Consider the following 24990-nt stretch of genomic DNA (forward strand, 5'->3'; position numbering starts at 1 on the left):
CGGCGTGGGCGCACAATTGTGCTGACCCCCACCGGGCACCGCCGCCCGAAGGAACCGGGCACCGCCCCTCGGGCGTTCACCCTGGGCGGCTTGTCCGGCCACCGGCCCGCCCGGCATGATCGGTCCCTGCCGGTAGTCCCCCGTCCCTCTGTCACGGAGCACCCACAGATGACCTTCGCCGCCACGCCGCGCACCCGCAGCGAGGACCGCCGGATCAGCCCGGTGTTCTGGGTGCTGCTCGCCACCCTCGGCACCTCCGCCTGGGCGGTGTACTCCGGCTACGGCAACGCCCGGTTCGGGGTGTTCCTGTTCGTGGTGTCGGGCTGGATGGTCTCGCTCTGCCTGCACGAGTACGCCCACGCGCGCACCGCGCTGCACGGCGGCGACATCACCGTCGGTGCCAAGGGCTACCTCACGCTCAACCCGCTGAAGTACACCAATGTGCTGCTCAGCTTCGTGCTGCCGATCGTCTTCGTGATCCTCGGCGGCATCGGCCTTCCGGGTGGCTCGGTGTGGATCGAGCGCAGCCGGATCCAGGGCCGACTCAAGCACAGCCTGATCTCGGCGGCCGGGCCGCTGGTGAACCTGGTGTTCGCGGCGGCGCTGCTGATCCCGGTCGGCGCGGGCTGGCTGGACGGCTCCGACCTGCACGCCTCGTACTACGGCTACGAGCTGAACGTCTCCCCGTTCGCCTGCGCCCTCGGCTTCCTCGGCCTGCTGCAGCTCAGCGCGGCGCTGCTGAACCTGCTGCCGGTGCCCGGCCTGGACGGCTACGGGATCGTCGAGCCCTGGCTCTCGGCCAAGACCCGGCGCTCGGTCGAGCCCTTCGCCCCGTACGGGATGCTGGCGGTGTTCGCGCTGCTGTGGCAGCCCCAGGTGAACTCGTTCTTCTTCGGGATCGTCCACGACCTGATGAGCCTGTTCGGCGTGGACACCGACTACGCGACGGTCGGCCGGTACCTGTTCAGCTTCTGGAAGAGCTGAGGCTCCGGAGGGACCGCCCGCCGCTCAGCCCTGCTGGGCGGCGGCCGCCGCCTCGGCCAGCTTCGCCTTGCGCCGGTTCAGCCACAGCACATTGCTCGCCACACCGGCGAGCGGGAGCCAGATCAGCCCGATCCAGAAGCCCTCGATCATCGAGACCACGGCGGCCACCAGCGCGAGGACGACGACGAGCAGGGCGAAGAGGGACGTGCGAGGCATGGCGCGGGGCTCCTAGGACCGGGTACGGACGGCCGGGTTGCGGCCGGCCCCCATTGTCGCCGACCTCACCCCCGGACGACTCCAGGGGTGAGGCCGAAGGGGTGAGGCCGACACGACGTCGATCACTACACGTCACTACACGTCACTACACGTCGGTGATCCGCAGGCCCGCGTGGGCCTTGTAGCGGCGGTTGACCGAGATCAGGTTGGCCACCAGCGCCTCCACCTGGTGGGCGTTGCGCAGCCGGCCCGAGTAGATGCCGCGCATGCCGGGGATCAGGCTCGCCAGTGCCCGGACCACGTCGGTGGCCTCCCGGTCGTCGCCGAGCACCATGACGTCGGTGTCGATCCGCTCGACCGACTCGTCCTGCAGCAGCACCGCCGAGAGGTGGTGGAAGGCGGCGGTGACCCGGGAGTCCGGCAGCAGGACGGCGGCCTGCTCGGCGGCGCTGCCCTCCTCCGGCTTGAGCGCGTAGGCGCCCTGCTTGTCGAAGCCGAGCGGGTTGACGCAGTCGACGACGATCTTGCCGGCCAGTTCCCCGCGCAGCGCGGTCAGGGTGGCGGCGTGGCCGTCCCACGGGACGGCCACGATCACCACGTCGCTCTCCCGGGCGACGGTGGCGTTGTCCGCGCCGCGCACGCCGAGGCCCAGCTCGGCGGCCGAGGCCTCGGCCCGGGCGGCGTCGCGGGAGCCGATGATCACCTGCTGGCCGGCCTTGGCCAGCCGCAGGGCCAGGCCGCGCCCCTGGTCGCCGGTGCCGCCGAGGACGCCGACCACCAACTGCGAGACGTCCGGCAGCTCGTGGGCCGGGTTTGTCGCTGAATCGAGGGAAGTCATGGGCCGATCTTCCCAAATCGCGGGCCCGGCGCGACATCCTGGCCCGCATGGACGCAGTGAGAGTTTCGGCACTCCGGGAACGGCTCGCGGGCACCGGGTGGCTGGAGGCGGTCGGCGGCTTCGCCGGCGCGCTGCGGCGCTCGGTGGAGCGGCGCGGGGCGGGCGAGCTGCTGCTGGTCGGCACCGAGGGGTACGAGCCCTGGCACCTGGCCGCCCATCTGGAGGACGAGGCCGCCTGGTCGGCCGTCCCCCGACTGGCACCCACCCTGCTGCGGCACGCACCGCCCGCCGCGGCCCCGGCCCACCTGGCCCACGACCTGCGGCGGCTCAGCGAGGCCGGGCGCGGCGCCACCGTGCTGGTGGTGGCACCCGGGGCGGCCGGCGTCCCGCTGCTGGAGCGGGTGCAGGACGCCCGCCGGCACGGCGCGACGGTGCTGGCGCTGGACGGCGGCGCCGCCGACGGCACTCCAGGCGGCCTCGACGGCCCCACCGACGTCACCGACGTCACCGACGTCACCGGCCTCGCCGATCTCGCCGATCTCGCCGACGTCACCGACCTCGCCGGTCTCGCGCACGAGCGGCTCGGCGTCGGCACCGCCGCCGAGGAGCCCTTCGACCTCGCCCAGCACCTGGTCAGCGCCGCCGCCGGGCAACCGCCCCGCCGCCGCTCCACCCTGGACCGGCTGGCCGGACTCGCCGGGCGGCTGACCTCGGGGCCCGTGTTCAACCGCTGGTGAAAAACCCGTTGCCGACAGGGAACCGGCCGTCCCAGGATGGTGGTTCGTGAACGATGACGAACCACCGCATACCGGTCGACCGCGCACCCTACTGCGCTCGCTGACGCCCGATCTGACGCCCTGGCGCGCCTCCCGCGACTTCCGCTACCTGTGGACGAGCGGCTGCGTCACCAGCTTCGGCAGCTTCCTGACGTACGTCGCCGTACCGATGCAGATCAAGGAACTCACCGACTCCTCCTTCGCGGTGGGCCTGATCGGCGCCGTCGAACTCGTTCCGCTGATCGCCTTCGGCCTCTGGGGCGGCGCCCTCGCCGACGCCCTGGACCGCCGCCGGCTGGTGCTGCGCTCCGAGGCCGGACTCGGCCTGCTCGCCGGGCTGCTGCTGCTCAACGCCCTGCTGCCGCACCCGGTGCTCTGGCCGATCTACCTGGTCGCCGCGCTGGTCGCGGCCTGCGACGGCCTGCAGCGCCCGGCGCTGGACTCGCTGCTGCCGCGGATCGTCCCGCACCAGCACCTGACGGCCGCCTTCGCCCTCAAGTCCCTGTACCACAACGTCGCTTCGGTGGCCGGGCCGGCACTGGCCGGTGTCGTGGTGGCCTTCTCCGGGGTGCAGACCGCGTACGCGCTGGACGTGCTGACCTTCGCCGTCTCGCTGCTGCTGCTCGTCCGGATCAGGGCGGTGCCGCCGCCCATCGGCGCCGAACGACCGTCCGTGCGAGCGGTGTTGACGGGTGTGCGGTACGCGTGGAGCCGCAAGGACCTGCTGGGCACCTACGCGATCGACCTCTGCGCCATGCTGTTCGCCTTCCCGGTGGCCGTCTTCCCGTTCCTGGCATCGGAGTTGGGCGCGGACTGGGCGCTCGGCCCGATGTACGCGGCCTCCGCCGCCGGCGCCCTGCTGGTCGGCGCGACCAGCGGCTGGGCGTCCCGGATCCACCGGCACGGGCGGCTACTGGTGGCCGCCGCGGTCGGCTGGGGCGCGGCCATGACGCTGGCCGGGCTGTCCGGGAACGTCTGGGTGGTGCTGCTCGGGCTGGCGCTGGCCGGCGGCGCGGACGAGATCAGCGGACTCGCCCGCTCCACCATGTGGAACCAGTCCATCCCGGACGAGGTCCGCGGCCGGATGGCCGGCGTCGAGCTGCTGAGCTTCTCCGTCGGCCCCCAGCTCGGCCAGGTCCGGGCCGGCACCATGGCCGGCCTGCTCGGGGCCCGCGCGGCCGTCTGGACCGGCGGCCTGGCCTGCGTCGCCGCCGTGCTCGCGGTCGCCGCCGCCCTGCCGCGGCTGCTCGCCTACGACGACCGCACCGACCCGCACACCGCGGCCGTGCGGGCCGAGCACGAACGCACCGCCCGCGAGGCCGCCGCCCCGGCGTGACGCCGGGGCGGGGGCGGCGGGGCGGCGTTCCGTCAGGTGCCGTAGACCGTGGAGCGGTGGCCGACGTGGACGACCCACACCACCAGCTGTCCGTTGTCGATCGTGTAGACGATGCGGTAGTCGCCGACGCGCAGGCGCCGGCGATCGGGCTGCGACACGAGTGCGGTGGTGTTGAAGCCGAGCGGATCGCTCTCCAACTCGGTCAGCTTGGCCAGGATGCGGAGCGCCGTGTCACGGGGGAGCTTCCGGAGTTCGTCCCGCGCCTCGGGCCGGAAGACGGTGCGGTACTCACTCACTGCGGGCCAACGTCTCCCTCATGACATCCTCGATGGGGACGCCGGGCGAGGAGTCGGCCATCCGCTCGTCGATGATCCGGTTGATCTCGCGCTCTTCCCACTCCTGGTACTTCCGCAGGACATCGATCGACACGACGGCGGCGACCTCCTTGCCACGGCGCGTGATCACGGTGGGCACGTCGTCCCGATCGGCCCGCTCGACGACCTCGGCGAGGTGCGCGCGGACATCGCGGATCGACTCTACGGGCAACGGCTGCGTCATGCGCCCAAGAGTACCCGATGCCCCAGGTGTACACACGGGCCCGATCGCAGCGCCCGCGCGGTCCGGCTACTCGGCTCCCTCGTCCTTGGGCTGGTCGCTCCAGCGCGGATCGTTGCGCCACTCCCGGTTGCGCTCGTCCGCGATCCGCAGCGCCTGGGCGGCCTCCTCGGGGCTGGCATACGGGCCGAGGCGGTCCTTGGCCGGGCACTCCGGGCCCTCCTCGACCTTGCCGTGCTTGATGCAGTAGAACCACTCGCCGGGCTTGCCGGTCGGCTTGCGGTTGAATCCGAGGGGCATGGCCTTCTCCGTCCAGACATCAGGGGTCGGTACCGATCATTCCCCGGGCCGGGCCGCCGTGCACACCGCACGGGGACCCGCCGGGTGGGGGCGGGAGCGCGACTAGACTCGCCGCCATGGCTCTCGTACCCGGCATCCAGTCCCCCACCCGCAAGGTCCCGGCGAACATCGCGCGCCCCGAGTACGTCGGGAAGCCCGCCCCGACGCCGTACACCGGGCCCGAGGTGCAGACCGCCGAGACGATCGAGAAGATGCGGATCGCGGGCGGGATCGCCGCCCGGGCGATGGCGCAGGCCGCCAAGCTGATCGCCCCCGGCGTCACCACCGACGAGCTGGACGCCGTCGCCCACGCGTACATGTGCGACCACGGGGCCTACCCCTCCGACCTCGGCTACCGCGGCTTCCCCAAGTCCGTCTGCACCTCGATCAACGAGGTGATCTGCCACGGCATCCCGGACTCGACCGTGCTGCAGGACGGCGACATCGTCAACATCGACGCCACCGCGTACATCCACGGAGTGCACGGCGACCTCAACGCCACCTACCTGGTCGGCGACGTGGACGAGGAGTCCCGGCTGCTGGTCGAGCGCACCCGGGAGTCGCTCGACCGGGCGATCAAGGCGGTCAAGCCGGGCCGTCAGGTCAACGTCATCGGACGGGTCATCGAGTCCTACGCCAAGCGCTTCGACTACGGCGTGGTGCGGGACTTCACCGGACACGGCATCAACACGTCGTTCCACTCGGGCCTGATCATCCCGCACTACGACAGCGAGCGGGCCACCGAGGTCATCAAGCCCGGCATGACCTTCACCATCGAGCCGATGCTCACCCTCGGCACCTACGACTACGAGATCTGGCCGGACGGCTGGACGGTCGTCACCAAGGACCGCAAGCGCACCGCCCAGTTCGAGCACACCCTGGTGGTCACGGCGGACGGCGCGGAGATCCTCACCCTGCCGTAGGACCTGTCGCGACCGCCCCGGCGCGCTCCGAGCCGAAGGGGCGCGCCGGTGCCGAAAGGGAGAAGCGACCAGCGGGGTACGAGCACTGGAGCCCCGACCGTCGGCGCCGGTTCCGAGCGGCCCGGAGGCGAGCGGGCGAGTCCCCGCCCCGAACCGAAGGGACGCGCCGGTGCCGAAAGGGAGAAGGGCCCAGCCGCCGACGAAGGAGGTGGCGCAGCGCCCGCCGACCGTCGGCGCCGGACCCGAGCGACCCGGAGGCGAGCGGGCGAGCCCCGCCCCGAGCCGAAGGGCCGCGCCGGTGCCGAAAGGGAGAAGGGCCCAGCCGCCGACGTAGGAGGTGGCGCAGCGCCCGCCGACCGTCGGCGCCGGGTCCGAGCGGCCCGGAGGCGAGCGGGCGAGTAACAGCCTCAGCCGATCAGCCACTGCTCCTCGGCGACGGCGCCCACCTCGGTGCAGGCGTCGGTGAGCACGTCCAGGACGCGCAGCGGGTCCGGCAGCGGCAGTTCGGGCCCGCGCAGCCACCGCACCTCGGAGCCGTCCGGCAGCGCGGCCGGCGGGAGCAGGGTGTACGAGCCCCGGCAGTGCCAGCGCAGGCCGGGGTGCTCGGACACGGTGTCAGGGGTGGAGTCGAGCGCGCTGTCCCACCACTCGTCCTCGTCCTGGGGGGTGCCCCGGGTGGCGGTGAAGAACAGGTAGCGGTCCTCGCCGACGGCGGCGACCGGGCCCTCGACGCCCAGTGCGGTCAGCCGTTCCAGGGCCAGCCGGCCGGCCTCGGCCGGGACGTCCAGCACGTCGTGCACCCGGCCGGTGGCGGTGACGAAGTTGGCCTGGGGGTCGCGGGAGAGCCAGCGGGAGAGCTGTTCGGGGTCGGTGGTGGCCTGGGTCTGCCAGGCGAAGGAGACCGGGTGCTGGGCCGGGGCCGGACAGGCCACCCGGTCGCAGGAACACCGGTAGCCGGCCGGGTGGGCGGCGGGTGCCAGGGGGAATCCGGCGCGTACCGCGCCGAGCAGCTGATCGAGTCTGGCGGCCGGGTCCGCGCCCCCCGGGCGGGTCCGCTGTCGGTCACGCTTCTGCCACCAGGTCGTCCACCTGCCGCCGGCTTCCATCGGGCCCCTTCCGCGCAACTGCCGTGCCTGGTGCGGCACAGCGTTCGACGTACCACTCCGACGCAACGCACGGCGCCCCCCGCTGCTTCCCCGGGGCGGTGCTCGGCCCTGCTGTCCCGCGCCCCGTCGACCGCGGCCCGGGGTCACCGGACGGCCGACGCCGGGTCTCGGTACGCCTGTCGCGGCAGCACGCTGTCCGCGCCGGTGACGGCCGGAGGGCGCGCTGACACGCGCCCCGCCCGGCCCGTACGGGCCCGCTGACCCGGGGTGGACCCCGAGGGCGTAACAGGAAGGATAAGGGTGCGCGGGGCCTCCGGATGACCGGGGGCGGTGCCTCTCCGGTCACACTCCGGGCACTCGGCCCTCACCGGGCCTGCGCCCCGGGGTGCTCCCGCCGTGGCCGCCGCGTGGAGGTGAGACCCTGGAGGGGTGAAGAGCGCGGACACCGAATTCGTCGGCGGCCCCCTGGACGGGAGGATCCTCCCGATCCCGCTGGGGCCGATGCTCGGCGTGCCCAAGAAGTACAAGGTCCCGGTCCCCGCGCAGGGTGACTTCCCCGCGCGCACACTGGTGTACGTCCGGAGCAAGCAGGTGCGGGGGCTGAGCTGGTTCTGGCGCTACGAGTACGACGAGGCGGCCTCCACCGGACCCTCGGACTGATCCGGCCGCCCGTTCCCTCCTTCGCCTCCCCGGGAGGTCGGCATGGCCAGGACGGTACGGCACCCCGTACGGCGTTCCAGGAGCCGCGCGCAGGCGGCCGCCCACCACAACCGGCAGGTCGCCGGGGTGACGGGGGTGCTGCTGCTGGTGGTGTGCCTCTACAGCGTGACGATCGGCCCGGACGGCTGGCTCTGGTTCGGCTGGGCGGTGCTGCTGCTCGCCTGCGTGGCCCTGTTCCAGGTCCGCCCCTGAGCAGCGGCACCACCCCTGGGCAGCCGCACCGCCCGTGTCACCGGCTGCCGCCGGGACCGGCCCCCCGTACCGGTCAGTCATCCTCGGCGAGGATGAGGTAGAGCTTCTTGCGGGCCTCGGTCAGCACCGCCAGGCCCTTGGCGCGCTGCGCCTCGGTGCCCGTCCGCATGACCTGCTGGACCGCCTGCTCGACCGCGCCGAGCGCCTGTCCGACCTCCTGGACGGCCTCCCAGTCGACCTCCCGGCCGGCCTCGGCCCACGGCTCGGCGGGCCCGGCCTCGGCCTCGGCGCGGCCCGCCTCGGTGAGCGAGACCAGTCGCTTGCCGCCGACCTCCTCCGCCGTGATCAGGCCCTCCTCCTCCAGCAGTTGGAGGTTCGGGTAGATCGAGCCGGGGCTGGGCCGCCAGGCCCCGTTGGTCCGCTCGGCGATCTCGGCGATCATCTCGTAACCGTGCATCGGCCGCTCCTTGAGCAGCGCCAGCAGCGAGGCCTTGACGTCGCCGCGCCGGGCCCGGCCGCCGCGCCGCCCGTGCGGGCCACCGCGCCGGCCGCCGTGGCCGCCGAAGCCGTGCCCGAACGGGCCGCCCATCGACCGGCCGGGGCCACCGCCGCCGAACGGCGGGCCGAAGCCGCCGAAGGCCTCCCGCCCCTCGAAGCCGCCCCCGGGCATCCCCCGGAACTCCGGGCCCGGCCCACGGCGCCCGCCGCCGCGCGGGCCCTCTCCGCGAAATCGCATTCCTGAGCGCATGGCGCCCACCTCCTTGAGGTTCCATCTGGTTCTCCGAGACAGTCGAGTCACTGTCTCGATAGTTCGACGATATATCGGTGACTGTCGCTCGTCAACGGGTACCGACACGGCTCCGCCGGACGGCACGGGCCCAGGACGAACCGATACGGTGACGGGCATGGCCGGTGAACGAGACCTTGCGACCCTGCTCCGCGGGATGCGCCCGCAGCTCAACCCGGGGCGGTACGTCTACTGCACCCTCCCCGCGAAGGTGCCCGCCGGAATGCGGCCGGTGGTGACCGTCGCCGAACCCGAAGGGGTGACGGTGGTCGTCACCCAGGACGAGGCGGACGCGCTCGGGCTGCGCTACGAGTACGTGGCGGCCTGGATCACCCTGCAGATCCACTCCGCGCTGGAAGCCGTCGGACTGACCGCGGCCGTCGCCACCCGGCTCGCCGAGCAGGGCATCAGCTGCAACGTGGTGGCCGGCTTCCACCACGACCACCTGTTCGTCGCCGCCGACGACGCCGAGGACGCCGTCCGGGCCCTGGAGCAGCTCTCCGCCGACTCCGCCTGAGGGGCCCGCCCGCCCCGGCCGACCACCCTGACCGCACACCCCGGCCGACCGTCCCGCCGGACGGGCCCGCCGGGTGGCCACCGCCCGGCGGCCCTTCGACACTGGAAGGAGCCGCCCCGCCAGGGCCGGCCCCCACCGGAAGGAGACGGCCGCCATGGCCATCTGCGTCACCTGCGGCAACGACTACTGGCTCGCCTTCGAGATCAAGACCGTCACCGGCGACACCTACACCTTCGACAGCTTCGAGTGCGCGATGGAGAAGCTCGCCCCCCGCTGCGAACAGTGCACCGTGCGCATCGTCGGCCACGGCGTCGAGGTGGCCGGCATGTTCTTCTGCTGCGCCAACTGCGCCCGCGTCAACGGCGGCCTCGGCGAACAGATCCGCGACGCCGTCGGCGCCCACCCGGCCTGAGCCCCGCCCCTCCGGGGCCGGAACGCACGAAGGCCCTCCGGCCCGCGCTATTCGCGCGGGCCGGAGGGCCTTCGACGGTCAGGGGCGGAAGAGTCGGCCTGTACGCCGGGTTCTGTCGCCCGGGTTGCTTGCGCGGCCCGGGGAGACGGCCATCCATCTAGGGCTGCCGTTGCCGACAGCCTCGTGCGGTCTACCCGCGAGCTCGGGCGAGCAGCCCTCGAACACTCGCGCACGGCGCCCGAAGGCACCGATCTTGACCTTGCTCCAGGTGGGGTTTACCTAGCCGGCCGGGTCACCCCGGTCGCTGGTGGTCTCTTACACCACCGTTTCACCCTTACCCACGCGCCGAAGCGGTGGGCGGTCTGTTTTCTGTGGCACTGTCCCGCGGGTCACCCCGGGTGGGCGTTACCCACCACCCTGCTCTGTGGAGCCCGGACGTTCCTCGGCGGGTCTGGGACCCGTCGCGACCGCCCGGCCGACTCTTCCGCCGTAGTGGTCATGGTAGCCGCTCGGACGCGGCCTCCCGCACACCGGACCGGGCCACCGGCGGCTCCGCACCGAGGCGGGCGGCCACCCGGGCGGCCGTACCGGTGGCCCAGGCGCCGGTGGTGAGCACCCCCAGGGCGAGGATCGCCCCACCGAGGCCGACCAGGATCCACCAGCCGGCGTGACTGGCCGGGGCGAAGCCGGTCGCCACCGGGCCCACCACGGCCGAGGTGACGACCGTACCGATCACCGCGACGCCCAGCGACTGGCCGACCTGGCGGCTGGTCGAGGCGACGGCCGCGGCCACGCCCGCCTGGGCCCGCGGCATGCCGGAGACGGCCGCGTTGGTGATCGGCGCGTTCACCATGCCGAAGCCGAAGCCGAACAGCGCGTACGCGACCAGCAGCAGCGCCGCCGGGGAGTCCGCGGTCAGCCGGGTCAGCAGCAGCCCGCTCGCGGCCAGCCCCAGCCCGGCCATCACCAGCGGCAGCCGCGGCCCCCGGCTGCCGACGATCCGTCCGGACAACGGCGCGCAGACCAGCATCAGCCCGGCCATCGGCAGCGTCCACAGGCCCGCCTCGACCGGGCCGTAGTGCCGGACGTCCTGCAGGTAGAGGGTGTTGAGGAAGAGGAAGCCGCCGAGCGCGGCGAACGCGCAGACCGCGGTGACGGTGGCGCCGGTGAACGGCGCGCTGGCGAAGAACCGCGGGTCCACCAGCGGCTCGGCGACCCGCCGCTCCCACAACGGGAAGGCGATCAGCGCGGCCAGCGCGGCCGAGGCCAGGGCCAGGATCATCGGGGACGTCCAGCCGCTGCCCGGGCCCTCGATGATCGCGGCGGTGCCGCAGCCCAGCAGGACGACCATCAGCAGCTGCCCCACCGGGTCGAGCCGCCGCGGTCGCGGCGCGCGCGACTCGGGGACGTAACGGACGGTCAGCAGTATCGCCAGCAGCGCCACCGGAACGTTGATCAGGAAGATCGACGGCCAGCCGGCACCGTCCACCAGGAAGCCGCCGAGCAGCGGGCCGAGCGCCATCGAGATGCCGACCACCCCGCCCCAGACGCCGATCGCCCGGGCCCGCTCCTTCGGATCGGTGAAGGTGTTGGTGATGATCGACATCGCCACCGGGTTCAGCATCGAACCACCCACCGCCTGCAGCGCCCGGAAGGCCACCAGCCACTCCAGGCTCGGCGCCAGGCTGCACAGCAGCGATCCCAGCGCGAAGCAGGTCAGCCCGATCTGGAACACCCGGCGGCGGCCGAAGCGGTCGGCCACCGAGCCGAACAGCATCAGCAGCGAGGCCAGCACCAGGGTGTAGGCGTCGATGATCCACTGCAGGCCGGAGGCCGGGGCGTCCAGGTCCTTCTGGATCACCGGGAGCGCGATGTTCACCACGGTGTTGTCCAGGCCGACGATGAACAGGCTCAGGCAGCAGATCGCGAGGACGAGCAGACGGCGGCGGCGCCCGGCGTCGGGGGCGGCGGGGGGCTGGGGATCGGGCACGGACCGATCCTCCCACCACCGGGCCGGGGCGGCGGTGCGAACGGTCACCCGGACGGACGCTCGGGTGGGGCGTTCGGATGGCCGCTCGGACGGGCACTCGACGGTTACTCAGGCCATCGCTCGGACCGCCCCGGAGCCACCGCTCAGGCCACCGCTCGGACCGCCGCTCAGGACTCCACTCAGACCGCCTCGAAGCGGACCGTCCGGGTGGCCGGGTCGGCCCTGGTGAGCCGGACGTCGATCTCCCGGCCCAGCGGCAGCCCGACGGGCACCCCGCCGGACGAGCCGTTCACGGCCGCGTCGCAGCGGGCCCGGACGGCGGGCTCGCGCAGCTGGACGGTGCCCGAGCCGGGGCGCTTCCCGTCCACATCGATGACCACCGCCGGGAAGTCCTCGCCCTCCCGGCCGACCAGCAGCTCCGCCTCCACCAGGTCCACACAGGCCCGTTCGACCTCGGCCGCCCGCCGGTCCCCGCTCGCCATCAGCGCCGGCACGGCCGGCAGCGCCTCCCGCGCCCAGTCCGGCACGTCCTCGCCCGCCGCCACCGCCGCGCACACCTCCTGGGCGAAGCGGTCCCCGAGCCGGCGCAGCGGCGCGGTGCAGTGCGCGTACGGGGCGGCCAGCGCGGCGTGCCCCGGCTCGGCGGGGGCCGGCCGGCCGCGGGACTCGTCGAAGGCGTGGTAGCCCGCGCCGCGCAGCAGACCGGTGCAGGCGTTCAGGAAGGCGGCGTTCAACGGCACCTCCGGATCCAGCGATCGGATCAGCTCCGGGTACGGGACGGCCTGCGGCCAGTCCACGTCCAGCGCGGCGGCGATCCGGCGCAGCCGCTCGTACGCGGCGGCGGGCGCGGCTGGCAGGGTGCGCAGCAGGCCGACGCCCGCGTCCAGCATCAGCTCGGCCGCGGCCATGCCGGTGAGCAGCGAGATCTGGGCGTTCCAGCCGTCGGCCGGGCCGAGCGCGCGGTAGCCGAGGACGTAGCCGTGCAGGGTCTCCGCGACCTCCTGCTCGGGCACCGGCAGGCTGATCCCGCCCCGTGCGCGCTCCTGCTCCTCGCGCAGCCGGCCGACGGTGGCGAGCAGGGCGAGCTGCTCGTCGGCACCACCGAGGTCCACGGCGCGCTGGACGGCGGCGTAGTCCAGGCGGCGGTGCGAACGCACCAGGGCGCGGCGGACGTCCGCCAGCACGACGGCGCCGTCGGCGTCCAGGTCCAGCTGCCAGAGCAGGGCCGGGCGGGGTTCGCCGGGCAGCAGGCTGGCGGCGTCCTCGGAGATCCGGGCCGGGTGCAGCGGGACGCGGTGGTCCGGGAAGTAGAGGGTCTCGACCCGGCGGCGGGCCTCGGCGTCGATGGCGCCGCCGGGGCGGACGAAGGCGGCGACGTCGGCGATCGCGTAGTGCACCCGGTAGCCGCCGCCGGGGCGGTGGGTGAGGTGCATGGCCTGGTCGAGGTCGCGGGAGCCGGGCGGGTCGACGGTGAACAGCGGCAGGTCGGTGGCGTCGTGCTCCGGCAGCCGGGGCCGCTCGGCCGCCTCCTCCGCCTCGGCGAGCACCGCCTCGGGCCACTCGGTGTGGATCTCCAGGCGGGTGCGGAGTTCGGTCAGCTCGGTGTTGATCCGGGCGGAGTCGACGGCCTTGACGCGCAGTTTTCGGCGAGGCATGCAGGCCAGCGTAGGGCGAATCGGGTGATTCCGGACGGAGGCCCCCGGCGCGTCCGCCGGGGGCCTCCGTCCCTCGGGGCTCGACAGGTCGGGCCTCAGCGCCCCAGCAGGGACCTGAGGTCCTTGGCGGCGAGGGCGATCGCGTCGTCGTAGCCGCCGGTGGCGAGCCGCAGCATGAAGGCCACGGCGTCGTCCGGGTGCGGGTCGCTGTAGGGCTCGGCGTTGTAGTCCAGGAACAGCAGCATCGCCTCGAAGGCGGTGCGCTTGTTCCGGTCGACCAGCGGGTGGTTGCGGGCCAGGCTCTGGCCGAGGGCGACCGCCTTCGTCCAGAGGTCCAGGTAGGCGTCGTCGCCGAACAGGCTCGCCTGCGGGCGGGCGATCGCCGAGAGCAGCCCGCCCAGGTCGCGGACGTTCTGCGGGCCCCCGGCGAGGTAGGTGACGTCGTCGAGGTCCAGGTACTCGGTGGTCACAGGTCCTTCAGCCTCTCCAGCGTCTCCGCGTTCGCGGCCCGGATCCGGGCCACCATGGCGGCCCGGCGCTCGGCCTTGCCCTGCGGGGCCTGCTCGGTGAGCGCCTCCGGGACCTCCGACTGGCGGACCTCGAAGGCCAGTTCGGCGGTGTCCGACCCGGCGGCCGACTCCGTCACGCGTACCCGCCCGGCCATCACGGCCTCGGCCGCCGCCCGCACCGCGAACTCCAGCGCCTGCCGCGTCTCCGCCGGCAGGCCCACCGGCAGCCGTACGGACAGGGACTCCTCCACGGCATCGCCGTCGCCGGGCACCAGGTCCAGGGGTCGCATGGTCATCTCGCTCACTCTCCTTCGCCACTCACGGTAGTGGGGAACGCCGGCCGTTCCCACCGATTTGCCCGTGCCCCCGGGACCACCCGGTCCCCGGACCTGCGACGATCGCGCCCGGCCCCGGTTCGTCCGACGGCGCCTCGCGGGCCGCCCGCGAGGCGGCGGAGACGCGGGTGCGGACGCTCGGGCACCGTCCGCCGGCCCGCGGGATGCGGGCGCAGCACGACCGGAGCGGCGGGCGGCGGGTCGGGGTGGGGTGAGGGCTCGTACGGTGGGGGGAAGGGCGGGTCGTGGAAGGGGTGCGGGTGGTGGGTGCGGTGCGGGTGGTGGGTGCGGTGCGGGTGGTCGGGGCCGGGGTGACGGCCGGGCTGGCGGTGGCGGGGGCGCTGCACGTGGTGTGGGCGGTGACGCCGTGGCCGTTGCGGACGGCGGAGGAGTTCGCGGACACCGTGGTGGGGGCGGGTGCGGGGGTGCCGCCGGCGGGTGCCTGTCTGGCGGTGGCGGGGTTGCTGGGGACGGCCTCGTACCTGGTGGCGGCGGAGGCCGGGGTGGCGGCGCCGGTGGGGCCGCCGGGGTCGCGGCGGGCCGGGGTGCGGGCGGTGGCCGGGGTGCTGCTGGCGCGCGGGCTGGCCGGGCCGATGGTGTTCGGGCGGTCAAGCGGGCGCTCGGCGCGGTTCCGGCGGCTGAACGTCCGGTACTACTCGCCCCTGTGCGTGGCGTTGGGGGCCGGAGCGGCCGCAGTAGGGTGGCGGGGTTCGTCCGCCACAAACTGTTGAGGAGTCCGCTGTGCTGGTGCTGTTGCCGCCCTCGGAGGGCAAGGCCGCGTCCGGGGACGGCGAGCCGGTCGCGCTCGACCGGCTGTCGCTGCCGGGGCTGACGGCGGCGCGCGGTGCGGTGCTGGACGCGCTGGTCGGTCTGTGCCGGGGCGACGAGGACACGGCCGCCGAGGTGCTCGGGCTGACCCCCGGCCTGCGCGGCGAGATCGCCAAGAACGCGGCCCTGCCCAGCGCCGGGGCCCGTCCGGCGGCCGAGGTGTACACCGGGGTGCTGTTCGACAACCTGGGCCTGGCCACCCTGGACGCCGCCGCGTACGCCCGCGCCGAGCGCTCGCTGCTGGTGTTCTCCGGTCTGTGGGGCGCGGTGCGGATCTCCGACCGGATCCCGTCCTACCGCTGCTCGATGGGTGTGAAACTCCCGGAGCTGGGGGCGCTCGGTGCGTACTGGCGGGGCGCGACGGCCGCCGCACTCCCGGAGGTGGCGGACGGGCTGGTGCTGGACCTGCGCAGTTCCGCGTACGCGGCGGCCTGGAAGCCGGCCGGCGAGGTGGCCTCCCGTACGGCGACCGTCCGGGTGCTGCAGGAGCGGAACGGCAAGCGCACGGTGGTCAGCCACTTCAACAAGGCGACCAAGGGCCGGCTGGTGCGGGACCTGCTGGTCGCCGGGGCGGAGCCGAAGACGCCGGGCGAGCTGATGGACGCGCTGCGGGAGCTGGGCCACCGGGTCGAGCCGGCCGCCGAGGGCACGGCGCGCAAGCCGTGGCAGCTGGACGTGGTGGTCACCGAGGTGCACTGAGCCGGGCCCGGCGCACCCCGGTGGGGAGGGTCAGCGCAGGTGGGAGCCGTCGTTGAGCAGCCGCACCGAGGCGTTGCCGTCCGCGTAGTACTGGACGGCGCAGATCGAGGCGGCGGACAGCTCCATCCGGTACATCGAGTCCGGCGGGGCGCCGAGCGCGAGCCGGACCAGCGTCTTGATCGGGCTGACGTGCGAGACCACCAGCACCGTCTTCCCCGCGTACCGGGCGAGGATCCTGTCCCGGGCGGCGCCGGCCCGGTGGGTGAGGGTGGTGAAGCTCTCGCCGCTGCCGGTCGGCTTGGCCTTGGCGGAGCCCAGCCAGGCCGACAGGTCGTCCGGGTAACGCTCCTGCACCTCGGCGAAGGTCAGGCCCTCCCAGGCGCCGAAGTCGACCTCGCGCAGCCCGTCCTCGTACCGGACCTCCAGGCCGAGCCGGGCGGTGACGATCTCGGCGGTCTGCCGGGTGCGGCGCATCGGGGAGGCGACGACCGCCTGGATGCTGCCGCGCGCGGCCAGCGCCTCGGCGGCCCGCTCGGCCTGCCAGCGGCCCTTGTCGGACAGCTCCGGGTCGGTGCCGCCGCTGCCGGAGAAGCGCTTCTCCGGGGTGAGCGGGGTCTCGCCGTGGCGCAGCAGGACGAAGGTGGTCGGGGTGCCGAGGTCGGCGGGGGCGGCCCAGCCGGCCTTGGGGGCGGGGGGCTTCGGCAGCGGCTCGGCGGCCGCCTGCCCGGCGACGGCCTCGGCGGGCTTCCGGGGCTCCCACTGACGCCCGTCGCGGTCGGCGTCCATCGCCTCGTTGGCCAGCCGGTCGGCGTCCTTGTTCCGCTCGCGCGGGATCCAGGTGTACGTGACCCGGCCGCGCGGGAGGACGGTGCGCGCCTCGGCGGCGAGCGGCTGCATGTCGGGGTGCTTGATCTTCCAGCGCCCGGACATCTGCTCGACGACCAGCTTGGAGTCCATCCGGACGTCCACCGAGGCGTCCGGGTCGAGGTCGCGGACGGCCTTGAGTCCGGCGATCAGGCCCTTGTACTCGGCCACGTTGTTGGTGGCGTGGCCGATGAACTCGGCGGCCTCGGCGACGAGCTGCCCGGTGTCGGCGTCCCGGACCACCGCGCCGTAGCCGGCCGGCCCCGGGTTGCCCCGGGACCCGCCGTCCGCTTCGACGATGAAGCGCGCCGCCACCGGGTCAGACGCCCGAGTCGGCGGTGCGGACCAGGATCCGCGAGCAGTTCTCGCAGCGGACGACCTTGTCGGCCGGCTCGGCCTTGATGGCGTTCAGCTCGGTGATCGAGAACTCGGTGCGGCAGCCCTCGCAGCGGCGCTGGAAGAGGCGGGCCGCGCCGACGCCGCCCTGGGTCTCGCGCAGCTTGGTGTACACCTTCAGCAGGTCGGCCGGGATGACGGCGGCGACGGTCTCGCGGTCGCGCTTGACCTTGTCGGCCTCGCGGTCGATCTCGGCGAAGGCGGCGTCGCGGCGGCTCTCGGCCTCGGTGAGGACGACGGTGGAGTGCTCCAGGCGGGCGGACAGCTCCTCGACCCGGCTCTTGGCGCTCTCCTGGCGCTCCATGATCTCCAGCACGACGTCTTCCAGGTCGCTCTGGCGCTTGGCCAGCGAGCCGATCTCGTGCTGGAGGTTCTCCAGGTCCTTCGGCGAGGTGATCGCGCCGGAGTCCAGACGCTGCTGGTTGCGTGCGGCACGGGCGCGGACCTGCTCGACGTCCTGCTCGGCCTTGGTCAGCTCGCGGGCGGTGTCGCCCTTCTGGGCCTCGGCGGCGACGACGAGGTCCTTGAGCGCGGTGTGGTCGGCGGTGGCCTTGTCGATCTCGGCGTGCTCGGGCAGACCCCGGCGCCGGTGGGCCAGCTGGTCGAGCTTCGAGTCGAAGGCCTGGAGGTCGAGCAGGCGGATCTGGTCGGCGGGCGCGGCGTTCAAGGGGAAAGCTCCTGTGAATCGGGTCAGGCGGTGAAGGACATGGGGGCGTGCGCGGTCCACGGGTCGGTGACCCGGTGGGAGACCTTGGTCTGCACGGCCCAGCCGTGCTGGTCGGCGGCGGCCCGCAGGGCGCGCTCGGCCAGGCCGAGCCAGGGCCACTCGGTGGCCCAGTGGGCGGCGTCGACCAGCGCGACCGGCGCGGCCTCGGTGGCCTCGGAGGCCGGGTGGTGGCGCAGGTCGGCGGTCACGTAGGCGTCCACCCCGGCCGCCCGTACGTCGGCGAGGAAGCCGTCGCCCGAGCCGCCGCACACCGCCACCCGGCTCAGCAGCCGGTTCGGGTCGCCGGAGACGCGCACGCCGGCGGCGGTCGCGGGCAGGCCCGCGGCGACCTGCGCGGCGAAGGCCGACAGTGTCAGAGGGGGCTCCAGCAGACCGATCCGGCCGGTGCCGCGACGGCCCAGCGGGTCGGTCGGGTCCGGCACCAGCGGGCCGGTGACCTTGAGGCCGACCGCCTCCGCCAGCGCGTCCGAGACGCCGGGGTCGGCGTGGTCGGCGTTGGTGTGGGCGACGTGCAGCGCGATGCCGTTGCTGATCAGCGTGTGCACCACCCGGCCCTTGAAGGTGGTGGCGGCGACGCTGGTGGTGCCGCGCAGGTACAGCGGGTGGTGGGTGACCACGAGGTCGGCGCCCCACTCCACGGCCTCGTCGACGACCGCCTGGACGGGGTCGACGGCGAAGAGCACGCGGCTGACCTCGGCCTGAGGGTCCCCGCAGACCAGGCCGACGGCGTCCCAGGACTCCGCCCACTGCGGGGGGTAGACCTCTTCGAGCGCGGTGATGACGTCGGACAGTTTCGGCACCTGTCGAGACTACCGTGCGCGCGGGGGCGGTCGGGCCTCGGCCGATCGGGGGACGGGGGTGGGGACAGGGGATGGGGACGGGGGTGAGGACAGGGGCTGGGGCCGGGGACGGGGGTGGAACGTGACTGGGGGACGTGACTGGGGGGCGGGGGTGGGGGCGTTCGGGCGCGGGCGCCGGGGGCGTACAGGTGCGCGTCAACCTGCTGCTGGGGCGCGTGTCCGGGCTCGCGCGCGTCGTACGCGCTCGGGGCGCCGGGCGCCCGTTACTCACAGCAGTGTTCTCGTACGAATTCGAAACCGCCACTGGATCATCCTTACGAGTGAAGTGACCGGCTCGGCGTTGAGGCTTCGGTTTTCTCGAAACTAACTTCAGTCCTGCGAACGGGAGTTGCCCCGGCCGCCCCGACCGATCGGTCGACGGCCCGGTTGAGGACTCCCGTCCAGGAGCGGGACTCCCGCTCCTTTCGAGGAAACCGATCAGGCCGGGCCATCGCGCCGCGGATGCCGAGCAGGGCACCCGCGGCCGGGAGCCGAGACGAAGGGGTGTGGCGGCGGATGAGGGCGAGCACATCCCTCCGTACGGCCGGGGGCCGGGGATCGGCGGGGCATGGACCGGAGGCGACCGGTGCGTGGCCGGAGACGACGCGGGCGGCGCCGGCCGGCGCCGGAGGCCGGGGAGGCGGAAGCGACTGGGAGGTCACCGTCGGGGGCTTCTGGTGCACGGCCCGGCCGTCCGCGTCCGCACCCTTCTCCTCGCCCTTACCGGTTCCGCTCCAGGGGTGGAAGCTGCACGTCAGTGCGGCCTCGATGGTGGGTGGGGAGGTACTCGCGGCAGTGGTCCGGGTGCTCGCCGCGGACCCGTGCGGCTTCACGTTCGCCGCCACGGAGCAGCGGCTGCGTGAGCTCAACTCCCGTAACAGCGACCGGGGCTCCGCGGGGAAGTTCATCACCGTCCACCCGGCGGACGACGCGCAGTTCCAGCGGCCGGCGGCCGAACTGGACCGGGCCACGGCCGGACTGCCCGGGCCGGTGGTGCTGTCCGACCGGCCGTACCGGCCCGGCAGCCGGGTGCACTACCGCTACGGCGCGTTCGCGGCGCGGGCGGAACTGGGCACCGACGGGGAGTACCGCTCGGTGCTGCGCGGGCCCGGCGGGGAACGGGCCGAGGACGGGCGCGGCGGGTCGTTCCGGGCGCCGGGGTGGGTGCGGGATCCGTCCGCTGCTTCTGCTGCTGCTGCCCGGAGTCGCGGGGCCCGTGGGGTCCTGCCGGCCGGGCGCTACGCGGTGACCGCCGCCGTGCGGCACGGCGCCAAGGCGGGCGTGTTCCTCGGGCGGGAGGCGGCGAGCGGCACGGAGGTCGTGGTCAAGCAGGCCCGGGCGCACATCGAGGTCGACCGCGCCGGGACGGACGCCCGCGACGCGCTGCGGCGCGAGGCCGAACTGCTCGCCCGGCTGGACGGCCAGGAGCTGGCGCCGCGCGCCGTCGAACTGATCGAGCAGGACGACTCCGTCTTCCTGGTGCAGGAACGAATCGCCGGACAGCCGCTGGGCGCCTGGGTCGCCGCCCGGCTACGGCGCGACGGCAGCCCGGACGTCGACTGGGCCGAGGCCGGACCCGTGGTGCACGGGCTGCTCGACCTGGTCGAACGGGTGCACGACCAGGGGCTGGTACTGCGCGACCTCTCCCCCGGCAATGTGATGGTCCGCCCGGACGGCGGCCTGCGCCTGGTCGACCTCGAACTCGCCACCGAGACCGGCCGGGCGGCCGGAACCGCCGGCACCCCCGGCTACCGCGCCCCCGAACAGGGGCGGCTCGCCCTCGCGGGCACCAGCGTCGCCGACCCGGCCGTCGACCTGTACGCCCTCGGCGGGCTGCTCTTCCTGCTCGCCACCGGGCACGACCCGCTGCTGCCGGAGGACCTGCCGCACGCCCGACCGGTCACCGAACGCCTCGGCCGCTGGCTCGCCCTCGCGGCCCGCTCGGGCGCGACGGCGCGACGGCTGGCGCCCGTGGTGCTGGGGCTGCGGGCGGAGGAGCCGGAGCTGCGGTGGGGGGTGGCGCGGGTGCGGGAGGCGCTGGGCGGGCGGGACGGCAACGGGTTCGGCGCGCGCGACGGCGGCGGGCGGCAGGGCAGTGGGTGGCAGGGCAGTGGGCGCCAGGGCAGTGGGTGGCAGGGCAGTGGGTGGCAGGGCGGCGGCCTTGCGCGGCGGCCCGCGACCGCGTCCGCCGTCGTCGCTCCGCTGTGGCGCGCCGCCGGCGACACCGACGCGCTCGACCTCGCCCGGGCCGCCGCTCGGGCCGTACCGGCCGGCCGCTGGCACAGCGGGGTGAGCGCCTGCCACGGCCTGGCCGGCGACGGCGAGTACCTGCTGGACCTCGCCGAGGCCACCGACGATCCCGAATTCCTCGCCGGGGCCCACGAGTCGGGCCGCCTGATCGCCGCCCGCGCCGCCCTGCGCGACGGCCTGCCGACCCTCCCCGACGAGACGGGTACGGGCTGCGCCGCGGCCTACGGCACCGGCACCGCAGGGCCGTTGGCCTTCCTGCTCCGACTCCGTCACGGCGGCCCCCGGCTCCGGCTGGACCCGGTCTCCCCCGGCATTCGTCAACTCCCTTTCCGCACCACCGGGGTGAGCGAGGCATGAACGTGGCCACCCGCACCACCACCCGGGCACTGCGCCGGCTGAGCTTCTCCTTCTCCGCCGACGGCGGCCACGCGGCCTGCCTGGCCGCGGCCGCCGACAGCGGCTGGTACGTGGAGAGTTGGCGGCTTCCCGCAGACGGCTCGCCGGCCGCGCCGACCGCGCTGCCGCTGTCCGGCAACCGGTCGGAGCAACTGCGCTCACAGCTGGTCGCCCTGCCCGACGGTTCGGTCCTGGTCTGCCGGCACGACGGCGAACGGCACGACCTGGTCCGCCTCTCGTACGGCGAGAACGGCACCGTGGAACAGCAGTTGACCACACTCCGGATGCCCGGACTGCGGCTGCTGCCGCTCCCCGTACCACCCGGCGCCGACCCGCACAGCCCGGTGGCGATCGCCCTCGGCACCGACACCCGCCCGGCGACCAAAGCCTGGCTGGTCCGGGCCGACGGCAGCGAGCCCGTCCAGGTCGCTGAGATCCCCGGCCTGCACGGCGGCGGCGCCTGGCTGGACCACGCGGGCGCGCTGCTCGCGCTGGACCGGGTGGCCGGCGGGCTCGTCCGCAGCGTCGCCCTGGACCTGCGCAGCGGCACCACCACCCCGCTGCTGGAGATCGGCGAGCACAGCAACGACCGGCTGGTGCTGTTCGACCCGGACAGCCGCTTCGCGATGGTGCGCAGCGACGCACCCGGCACCGACCGGCTCGGCTGGGGCGTGCTGGGCGGCGGGGAGCCGCTGCGGTTCCCGGAATGCCTGCACGTCACGGGCATGGTCCTGCGCCCGGTCGCGCTGCGGCAGGCGGCGGACGGCCCCCGGGTCGCGGTGCAGATCGACCACGGCGCCGGGTCGGCGCTCGCCCTGTGGCGGCCCGCCGTCGGGCGACTGGACCCGCTGCCCGTCCCGCCCGGGCGGCTCGGCGCGGTCGGCCACTGGGACGGAGCGGGGCTGCGGCTCCCGTACTCCTCACCCGACCACCCGGCGGCACTGGCCACCCTGGACGTGGACGCCCTGCTGGCCCACGGCCCGGCCCCGACCGGCTCCACCCCGATTCCACTGCCGCTCCAACTCGCGCCCCTGGGCTCGGGGCTGCCCGGCCCGTGGCGGGACACCGCCCTGCCCTGGCAGCCCGGCGCGCAGCGCGCCCCCCGCACCCAGCCCGCCGGCTGGCGCCTGGACGGCAGCACCCCACCCGGCGACGGCGGCCGCTGGCAGCCCGCGCAGAGCCTCGAACTCGCCGGACCGGCCGGCCCGTTGGAGGCCGTGGTGTACGGCGGGGACGCCTGGCTGAGCAGCCCGCACCTGGTGCTCGCCCTGCACGGCGGCCCGGCCGACGCCTGGCGGCTGGAGTTCGACCCGGCCCTCCAGCGGATGGCCGCCGAGGGCCTGGCCGTGGTCGCCCCCAACCAACGCGGCTCCACCGGCTACGGGGTGCCGCACGCACTGGCCATCCGCGGCGCCTGGGGCGGACCCGACCTGGACGACGTGCTGTACCTGCTGGAAGGCATCGCCGGCCAACGGGCCGCGCTCGGCCTGGAACCACCCGCCCTGTTCGGGGTGAGCTACGGCGCGTTCCTGGCGCTCCTGGCGGCCGCGCACGCACCGGCCGAGCAGGTCGCCCGCTGCGCGGTGGTCGCACCGTTCCTGTCCGGCGCCCGACTGCTGGCCGAAGCGGCCACCCCCGTACGGGCGTTGACCACCCGGCTCGGCGGCGGCGAACCGATCCTGGACGCCCGCGGACCGCGCGACGTGCTCCAGCTCGCCCACCGGCTGAGCGCACCGCTGCTGGTGGTGCACGGCAACCGGGACGAGGTCGTACCGGTGAGCCAATCCCGTTCGCTGCGCCACGAGTTGCTACGGATCGGACGGGTCGAGGGCACGGACTTCCGGTACGTGGAGGCGGCCGGCTCCGGGCACGAGGTCCTGGCCGAGGAGGGCGCCGCGGTGCTGCACGAACTGCTGGCCGCGTTCCTGCGGACCGGCCGGCCGGGCTGACCCGCCCGACGCCCCCGGATCCCCAGTGGATCCCCAGTGGATCCGCTGCGGGCTCTCTCGGATCCGTTGACGGATCCCTCGCAGTTCCCAGACTCCCGGGCCCGTCACGGCCCGGGGCACCACCCCCGGTGCGGGCGGACCGGGTGCTGGTGTTGGACGGCGGGCGGGGGGGTGTCGGCGCGGCACGGCGATCTGCAGGTGCTGTCCCCGTTCTACCGCGAACTCGTGGGCCACTGGTTGGGTTCGACGCCGCCGGGCGGGGCGGGGCCCGCCTCGTGAGGTCGATAGGATCTCGTCGGTCCCGGCCGTTATGGTGGCCGGGGCACGGGCCGCGATCACCGGCTGTGGGCGCGTACCGGGCGCCCGATCGGGGACCCGACCGTGTGCCGCAGGCGCCGGACGGGCGCCGATGACCTGCACCCTCGCACGGAAGACGATCTCTCATGTCCGACACCCTCACCGACACCACCGGACCCGCGGTCAACGGGACCGACGCCGACGAGATGACGGCCGAGGACGCCGCGTCGCACGGCCGCCACCGGGGTGGCTCCGCCGCCGACGACTCCCCCGGGTCGGGCCCGCACGGCCGGCACCGCGCGGGCGGCGCCCGGGGCTGAGCCCGGCGGATCAGAACCGCGAGGGCCCGCCGGGGGCACACACCCCGGCGGGCCCTCGCGCGTCGGTCACGAGTCCAGCGAGACCACCGTCCGCAGTGCCTCGCCGCTGCGCATCTGCTCGATGGCCCGGTTCACGTCGGCGAGCCCGACCCGGTGGGTGATCATGCCGTCGAGGTCGATCCGCCCGGCCCGCCACAGGTCGACGACGAGGCCGATGGTGCGCGCCACCGGCGCCCCGCCGTACAGCGAGGGCAGTAGCCGCTTCTCGTTGAAGAACAGTTCTCCCATGGTGAATTGGGCGAGGTCGTCCTGGGCGCCGGCGCCGATGACGACGACCGCGCCGCCGCGCCGGGCCGCGTCGTAGCCGGCCCGGACGGTGGCCGCGCGGCCGACCGCTTCGAAGACGTAGTCGAAGCCGCCGCCGGGCAGGCCCTTGGCGAAGGGCTTGAGTTCCTCGGGGGCGATCGCCTCGGTGGCGCCGAAGGCGAGCGCCCGTTCGCGGCGGGAGGCCACCGGGTCGACGACGGTGATCCGGGCGGCGCCGCAGACCCGGGCGCCCTGGACGGTGGCCACGCCGACCCCGCCCGCGCCGATCACCGCGACCGAGGAGCCGGGCTCGACCCGGGCGGTGTTGACGGCGGCGCCGATGCCGGTGGTCACGCCGCAGCCGATGAGCGCGGCGGCCTCGTACGGCAGGTCGGCCGGCACCTTGATCACGGCGTCGGCGGTGACCACCACCTCCTCGGCGAAGGCACCGGTGCCGTAGAAGCCGGAGGCCTCGGTGCCGTCGCCGGCGAGCCGGAAGCCGGGGGCGCCGAGCCGCCGCAGGCTGGCGATGCAGAGGTGGCCGCGGCCGCGCTCGCAGTGGGCGCAGCGGCCGCAGGGGGCCATCCAGCAGAGCACCACACGGCCCCCGGGCTCGACGCCGCTCACGCCCTCGCCGACCTCGACGATGTCGCCGGCCCCCTCGTGCCCGGGGACGAACGGCGCGGGCTGCGGCAGTACGCCGTTCATCGCGGAGAGGTCCGAGTGGCAGAGGCTGGCGGCGCGCATCCGGACCCGCACGGTGCCCGGTCCGAAGCCGACCGCCGTGACGTCCTCGCGGACGTCGAGGGTGTCCTGGCCGGTCTTGTGCAGGACGGCTGCGCGCATGGGGCTGCTCCCGGTGTGCCTCGGGTCAAGGGTCGGGCCGATTCTGGCACGGCCGCCGGCACCCGACGAGAACGCGTTCCAGA

At 74.6% G+C, this 24990-nt stretch carries 28 protein-coding genes and 1 other RNA gene; 13 read left to right on the forward strand and 16 right to left on the reverse strand.

Annotated elements, in window-relative coordinates; genetic code table 11:
* The first annotated feature begins 168 nt into the window (after positions 1-168).
* Positions 169-984, forward strand: a complete 816-nt coding sequence (locus ACZ3YL_RS07985; protein ID WP_188302568.1) for a site-2 protease family protein — start codon at positions 169-171, stop codon at positions 982-984.
* 24 nt (positions 985-1008) lie between these two features.
* Here ACZ3YL_RS07985 and ACZ3YL_RS07990 read toward each other — a convergent pair whose 3' ends face one another.
* Positions 1009-1200 carry a hypothetical protein gene (locus ACZ3YL_RS07990; RefSeq protein WP_188302567.1) on the reverse strand — a complete coding sequence of 64 codons (192 nt, stop codon included), beginning with the start codon at positions 1198-1200 and terminating at the stop codon, positions 1009-1011.
* 145 nt (positions 1201-1345) lie between these two features.
* On the reverse strand, positions 1346-2038 hold the full coding sequence (gene npdG, locus ACZ3YL_RS07995) for an NADPH-dependent F420 reductase (protein WP_465656159.1): 693 nt from the start codon (positions 2036-2038) through the stop codon (positions 1346-1348).
* 47 nt (positions 2039-2085) lie between these two features.
* Between npdG and ACZ3YL_RS08000 the strand changes: the two genes are divergently transcribed.
* A complete protein-coding gene (locus ACZ3YL_RS08000) occupies positions 2086-2775 on the forward strand; it encodes a hypothetical protein (protein ID WP_465656160.1) in 690 nt (229 codons plus the stop codon).
* Positions 2776-2821: 46 nt separating this feature from the next.
* The gene (locus ACZ3YL_RS08005) at positions 2822-4150 is read left to right on the forward strand and encodes an MFS transporter (RefSeq protein WP_465656162.1); all 1329 of its coding nucleotides are present in this window, start codon (positions 2822-2824) and stop codon (positions 4148-4150) included.
* Positions 4151-4182: 32 nt separating this feature from the next.
* On the opposite strand, the gene ACZ3YL_RS08010 is transcribed toward ACZ3YL_RS08005, so the two are convergent.
* The 3 genes from ACZ3YL_RS08010 to ACZ3YL_RS08020 all read right to left on the reverse strand — a co-directional run bounded on the left by ACZ3YL_RS08010 (position 4183) and on the right by ACZ3YL_RS08020 (position 5005).
* Entirely contained in the window at positions 4183-4446 is a 264-nt protein-coding gene (locus tag ACZ3YL_RS08010) for a type II toxin-antitoxin system RelE family toxin (protein WP_465656164.1), read from the reverse strand.
* Positions 4439-4708, reverse strand: coding sequence for a type II toxin-antitoxin system Phd/YefM family antitoxin (locus ACZ3YL_RS08015; RefSeq protein ID WP_188302563.1), 270 nt, complete (start codon positions 4706-4708; stop codon positions 4439-4441). Before ACZ3YL_RS08015 ends, ACZ3YL_RS08010 begins: the two co-directional genes overlap by 8 nt.
* A gap of 66 nt (positions 4709-4774) precedes the next feature.
* Positions 4775-5005: a hypothetical protein gene (locus ACZ3YL_RS08020; protein ID WP_188302562.1), complete on the reverse strand. Its 231-nt coding sequence runs from the start codon at positions 5003-5005 to the stop codon at positions 4775-4777.
* Between the two features lie 116 nt (positions 5006-5121).
* On the opposite strand from ACZ3YL_RS08020, the gene map reads away from it, so the two are divergent.
* Positions 5122-5967, forward strand: coding sequence for a type I methionyl aminopeptidase (gene map, locus ACZ3YL_RS08025; protein ID WP_465656167.1), 846 nt, complete (start codon positions 5122-5124; stop codon positions 5965-5967).
* Positions 5968-6374: 407 nt separating this feature from the next.
* Here map and ACZ3YL_RS08030 read toward each other — a convergent pair whose 3' ends face one another.
* Positions 6375-7073, reverse strand: a complete 699-nt coding sequence (locus ACZ3YL_RS08030; protein WP_188302560.1) for a bifunctional DNA primase/polymerase — start codon at positions 7071-7073, stop codon at positions 6375-6377.
* 429 nt (positions 7074-7502) lie between these two features.
* On the opposite strand from ACZ3YL_RS08030, the gene ACZ3YL_RS08035 reads away from it, so the two are divergent.
* The gene (locus tag ACZ3YL_RS08035; protein ID WP_188302559.1) at positions 7503-7733 is read left to right on the forward strand and encodes a hypothetical protein; all 231 of its coding nucleotides are present in this window, start codon (positions 7503-7505) and stop codon (positions 7731-7733) included.
* Between the two features lie 42 nt (positions 7734-7775).
* Positions 7776-7985, forward strand: coding sequence for a hypothetical protein (locus tag ACZ3YL_RS08040; RefSeq protein ID WP_188302583.1), 210 nt, complete (start codon positions 7776-7778; stop codon positions 7983-7985).
* A gap of 73 nt (positions 7986-8058) precedes the next feature.
* Here the strand turns inward: ACZ3YL_RS08040 and ACZ3YL_RS08045 are convergent, their stop codons facing one another.
* Positions 8059-8733, reverse strand: coding sequence for a PadR family transcriptional regulator (locus ACZ3YL_RS08045; protein ID WP_465656170.1), 675 nt, complete (start codon positions 8731-8733; stop codon positions 8059-8061).
* A gap of 157 nt (positions 8734-8890) precedes the next feature.
* Here ACZ3YL_RS08045 and ACZ3YL_RS08050 point away from each other — a divergent pair, with 157 nt between their 5' ends.
* On the forward strand, positions 8891-9289 hold the full coding sequence (locus ACZ3YL_RS08050) for an ACT domain-containing protein (protein ID WP_465656172.1): 399 nt from the start codon (positions 8891-8893) through the stop codon (positions 9287-9289).
* A 154-nt stretch (positions 9290-9443) separates the two neighbouring features.
* The gene (locus ACZ3YL_RS08055; RefSeq protein WP_188306583.1) at positions 9444-9701 is read left to right on the forward strand and encodes a Prokaryotic metallothionein; all 258 of its coding nucleotides are present in this window, start codon (positions 9444-9446) and stop codon (positions 9699-9701) included.
* Between the two features lie 85 nt (positions 9702-9786).
* Here the strand turns inward: ACZ3YL_RS08055 and rnpB are convergent.
* The 5 genes from rnpB to ACZ3YL_RS08080 all read right to left on the reverse strand — a co-directional run bounded on the left by rnpB (position 9787) and on the right by ACZ3YL_RS08080 (position 14151).
* Positions 9787-10184: RNase P RNA component class A (gene rnpB, locus ACZ3YL_RS08060), an RNA gene on the reverse strand.
* A gap of 13 nt (positions 10185-10197) precedes the next feature.
* Positions 10198-11691, reverse strand: coding sequence for an MFS transporter (locus ACZ3YL_RS08065; RefSeq protein ID WP_188306589.1), 1494 nt, complete (start codon positions 11689-11691; stop codon positions 10198-10200).
* Between the two features lie 179 nt (positions 11692-11870).
* Positions 11871-13346: an RNB domain-containing ribonuclease gene (locus ACZ3YL_RS08070; RefSeq protein WP_465656174.1), complete on the reverse strand. Its 1476-nt coding sequence runs from the start codon at positions 13344-13346 to the stop codon at positions 11871-11873.
* 95 nt (positions 13347-13441) lie between these two features.
* Positions 13442-13816, reverse strand: a complete 375-nt coding sequence (locus ACZ3YL_RS08075) for a type II toxin-antitoxin system death-on-curing family toxin (protein WP_465656176.1) — start codon at positions 13814-13816, stop codon at positions 13442-13444.
* Complete coding sequence (locus ACZ3YL_RS08080; protein ID WP_188306507.1) at positions 13813-14151, reverse strand: hypothetical protein; 339 nt, start codon at positions 14149-14151, stop codon at positions 13813-13815. The genes ACZ3YL_RS08075 and ACZ3YL_RS08080 overlap by 4 nt, the downstream gene beginning before the upstream one ends.
* A gap of 284 nt (positions 14152-14435) precedes the next feature.
* On the opposite strand from ACZ3YL_RS08080, the gene ACZ3YL_RS08085 reads away from it, so the two are divergent.
* Positions 14436-14921: a DUF3995 domain-containing protein gene (locus tag ACZ3YL_RS08085; protein ID WP_465656179.1), complete on the forward strand. Its 486-nt coding sequence runs from the start codon at positions 14436-14438 to the stop codon at positions 14919-14921.
* A 10-nt stretch (positions 14922-14931) separates the two neighbouring features.
* Positions 14932-15717, forward strand: coding sequence for a peroxide stress protein YaaA (gene yaaA / locus ACZ3YL_RS08090; RefSeq protein ID WP_188306505.1), 786 nt, complete (start codon positions 14932-14934; stop codon positions 15715-15717).
* A 30-nt stretch (positions 15718-15747) separates the two neighbouring features.
* Here yaaA and ACZ3YL_RS08095 read toward each other — a convergent pair whose 3' ends face one another.
* The 3 genes from ACZ3YL_RS08095 to ACZ3YL_RS08105 are packed head-to-tail and all read right to left on the reverse strand — an operon-like array spanning position 15748 to position 18504.
* Positions 15748-16896 carry a bifunctional RNase H/acid phosphatase gene (locus ACZ3YL_RS08095; protein ID WP_465656181.1) on the reverse strand — a complete coding sequence of 383 codons (1149 nt, stop codon included), beginning with the start codon at positions 16894-16896 and terminating at the stop codon, positions 15748-15750.
* 4 nt (positions 16897-16900) lie between these two features.
* On the reverse strand, positions 16901-17644 hold the full coding sequence (locus ACZ3YL_RS08100; RefSeq protein WP_188306503.1) for a zinc ribbon domain-containing protein: 744 nt from the start codon (positions 17642-17644) through the stop codon (positions 16901-16903).
* A gap of 23 nt (positions 17645-17667) precedes the next feature.
* Complete coding sequence (locus ACZ3YL_RS08105; RefSeq protein ID WP_465656184.1) at positions 17668-18504, reverse strand: Nif3-like dinuclear metal center hexameric protein; 837 nt, start codon at positions 18502-18504, stop codon at positions 17668-17670.
* 555 nt (positions 18505-19059) lie between these two features.
* Here ACZ3YL_RS08105 and ACZ3YL_RS08110 point away from each other — a divergent pair.
* The 3 genes from ACZ3YL_RS08110 (at position 19060) to ACZ3YL_RS08120 (ending at position 23755) form a co-directional block, all read left to right on the forward strand.
* On the forward strand, positions 19060-21150 hold the full coding sequence (locus tag ACZ3YL_RS08110) for a class III lanthionine synthetase LanKC N-terminal domain-containing protein (protein ID WP_465656186.1): 2091 nt from the start codon (positions 19060-19062) through the stop codon (positions 21148-21150).
* On the forward strand, positions 21147-23138 hold the full coding sequence (locus ACZ3YL_RS08115; RefSeq protein WP_465656188.1) for an alpha/beta hydrolase family protein: 1992 nt from the start codon (positions 21147-21149) through the stop codon (positions 23136-23138). Before ACZ3YL_RS08110 ends, ACZ3YL_RS08115 begins: the two co-directional genes overlap by 4 nt.
* 443 nt (positions 23139-23581) lie before the next feature.
* Positions 23582-23755: a hypothetical protein gene (locus tag ACZ3YL_RS08120; RefSeq protein WP_188307354.1), complete on the forward strand. Its 174-nt coding sequence runs from the start codon at positions 23582-23584 to the stop codon at positions 23753-23755.
* Between the two features lie 66 nt (positions 23756-23821).
* On the opposite strand, the gene ACZ3YL_RS08125 is transcribed toward ACZ3YL_RS08120, so the two are convergent.
* Positions 23822-24907 carry an alcohol dehydrogenase catalytic domain-containing protein gene (locus ACZ3YL_RS08125; RefSeq protein ID WP_465656189.1) on the reverse strand — a complete coding sequence of 362 codons (1086 nt, stop codon included), beginning with the start codon at positions 24905-24907 and terminating at the stop codon, positions 23822-23824.
* Positions 24908-24990 lie beyond the last annotated feature (83 nt).

This window comes from Kitasatospora sp. NPDC023176 (genome assembly GCF_055560495.1).

What these genes read in the sequence shown, in the direction of transcription:
- ACZ3YL_RS07985 (WP_188302568.1), top strand. Translation starts at nt 169, where the DNA reads ATGACCTTCGCCGCCACGCCGCGCACCCGCAGCGAGGACCGCCGGATC.
- ACZ3YL_RS07990 (WP_188302567.1), bottom strand. Translation starts at nt 1,200, where the DNA reads ATGCCTCGCACGTCCCTCTTCGCCCTGCTCGTCGTCGTCCTCGCGCTG.
- npdG (WP_465656159.1), bottom strand. Translation starts at nt 2,038, where the DNA reads ATGACTTCCCTCGATTCAGCGACAAACCCGGCCCACGAGCTGCCGGAC.
- ACZ3YL_RS08000 (WP_465656160.1), top strand. Translation starts at nt 2,086, where the DNA reads ATGGACGCAGTGAGAGTTTCGGCACTCCGGGAACGGCTCGCGGGCACC.
- ACZ3YL_RS08015 (WP_188302563.1), bottom strand. Translation starts at nt 4,708, where the DNA reads ATGACGCAGCCGTTGCCCGTAGAGTCGATCCGCGATGTCCGCGCGCAC.
- ACZ3YL_RS08020 (WP_188302562.1), bottom strand. Translation starts at nt 5,005, where the DNA reads ATGCCCCTCGGATTCAACCGCAAGCCGACCGGCAAGCCCGGCGAGTGG.
- map (WP_465656167.1), top strand. Translation starts at nt 5,122, where the DNA reads ATGGCTCTCGTACCCGGCATCCAGTCCCCCACCCGCAAGGTCCCGGCG.
- ACZ3YL_RS08030 (WP_188302560.1), bottom strand. Translation starts at nt 7,073, where the DNA reads ATGGAAGCCGGCGGCAGGTGGACGACCTGGTGGCAGAAGCGTGACCGA.
- ACZ3YL_RS08040 (WP_188302583.1), top strand. Translation starts at nt 7,776, where the DNA reads ATGGCCAGGACGGTACGGCACCCCGTACGGCGTTCCAGGAGCCGCGCG.
- ACZ3YL_RS08045 (WP_465656170.1), bottom strand. Translation starts at nt 8,733, where the DNA reads ATGCGCTCAGGAATGCGATTTCGCGGAGAGGGCCCGCGCGGCGGCGGG.
- ACZ3YL_RS08050 (WP_465656172.1), top strand. Translation starts at nt 8,891, where the DNA reads ATGGCCGGTGAACGAGACCTTGCGACCCTGCTCCGCGGGATGCGCCCG.
- ACZ3YL_RS08055 (WP_188306583.1), top strand. Translation starts at nt 9,444, where the DNA reads ATGGCCATCTGCGTCACCTGCGGCAACGACTACTGGCTCGCCTTCGAG.
- ACZ3YL_RS08070 (WP_465656174.1), bottom strand. Translation starts at nt 13,346, where the DNA reads ATGCCTCGCCGAAAACTGCGCGTCAAGGCCGTCGACTCCGCCCGGATC.
- ACZ3YL_RS08080 (WP_188306507.1), bottom strand. Translation starts at nt 14,151, where the DNA reads ATGACCATGCGACCCCTGGACCTGGTGCCCGGCGACGGCGATGCCGTG.
- ACZ3YL_RS08110 (WP_465656186.1), top strand. Translation starts at nt 19,060, where the DNA reads ATGAGGGCGAGCACATCCCTCCGTACGGCCGGGGGCCGGGGATCGGCG.
- ACZ3YL_RS08115 (WP_465656188.1), top strand. Translation starts at nt 21,147, where the DNA reads ATGAACGTGGCCACCCGCACCACCACCCGGGCACTGCGCCGGCTGAGC.
- ACZ3YL_RS08120 (WP_188307354.1), top strand. Translation starts at nt 23,582, where the DNA reads ATGTCCGACACCCTCACCGACACCACCGGACCCGCGGTCAACGGGACC.
- ACZ3YL_RS08125 (WP_465656189.1), bottom strand. Translation starts at nt 24,907, where the DNA reads ATGCGCGCAGCCGTCCTGCACAAGACCGGCCAGGACACCCTCGACGTC.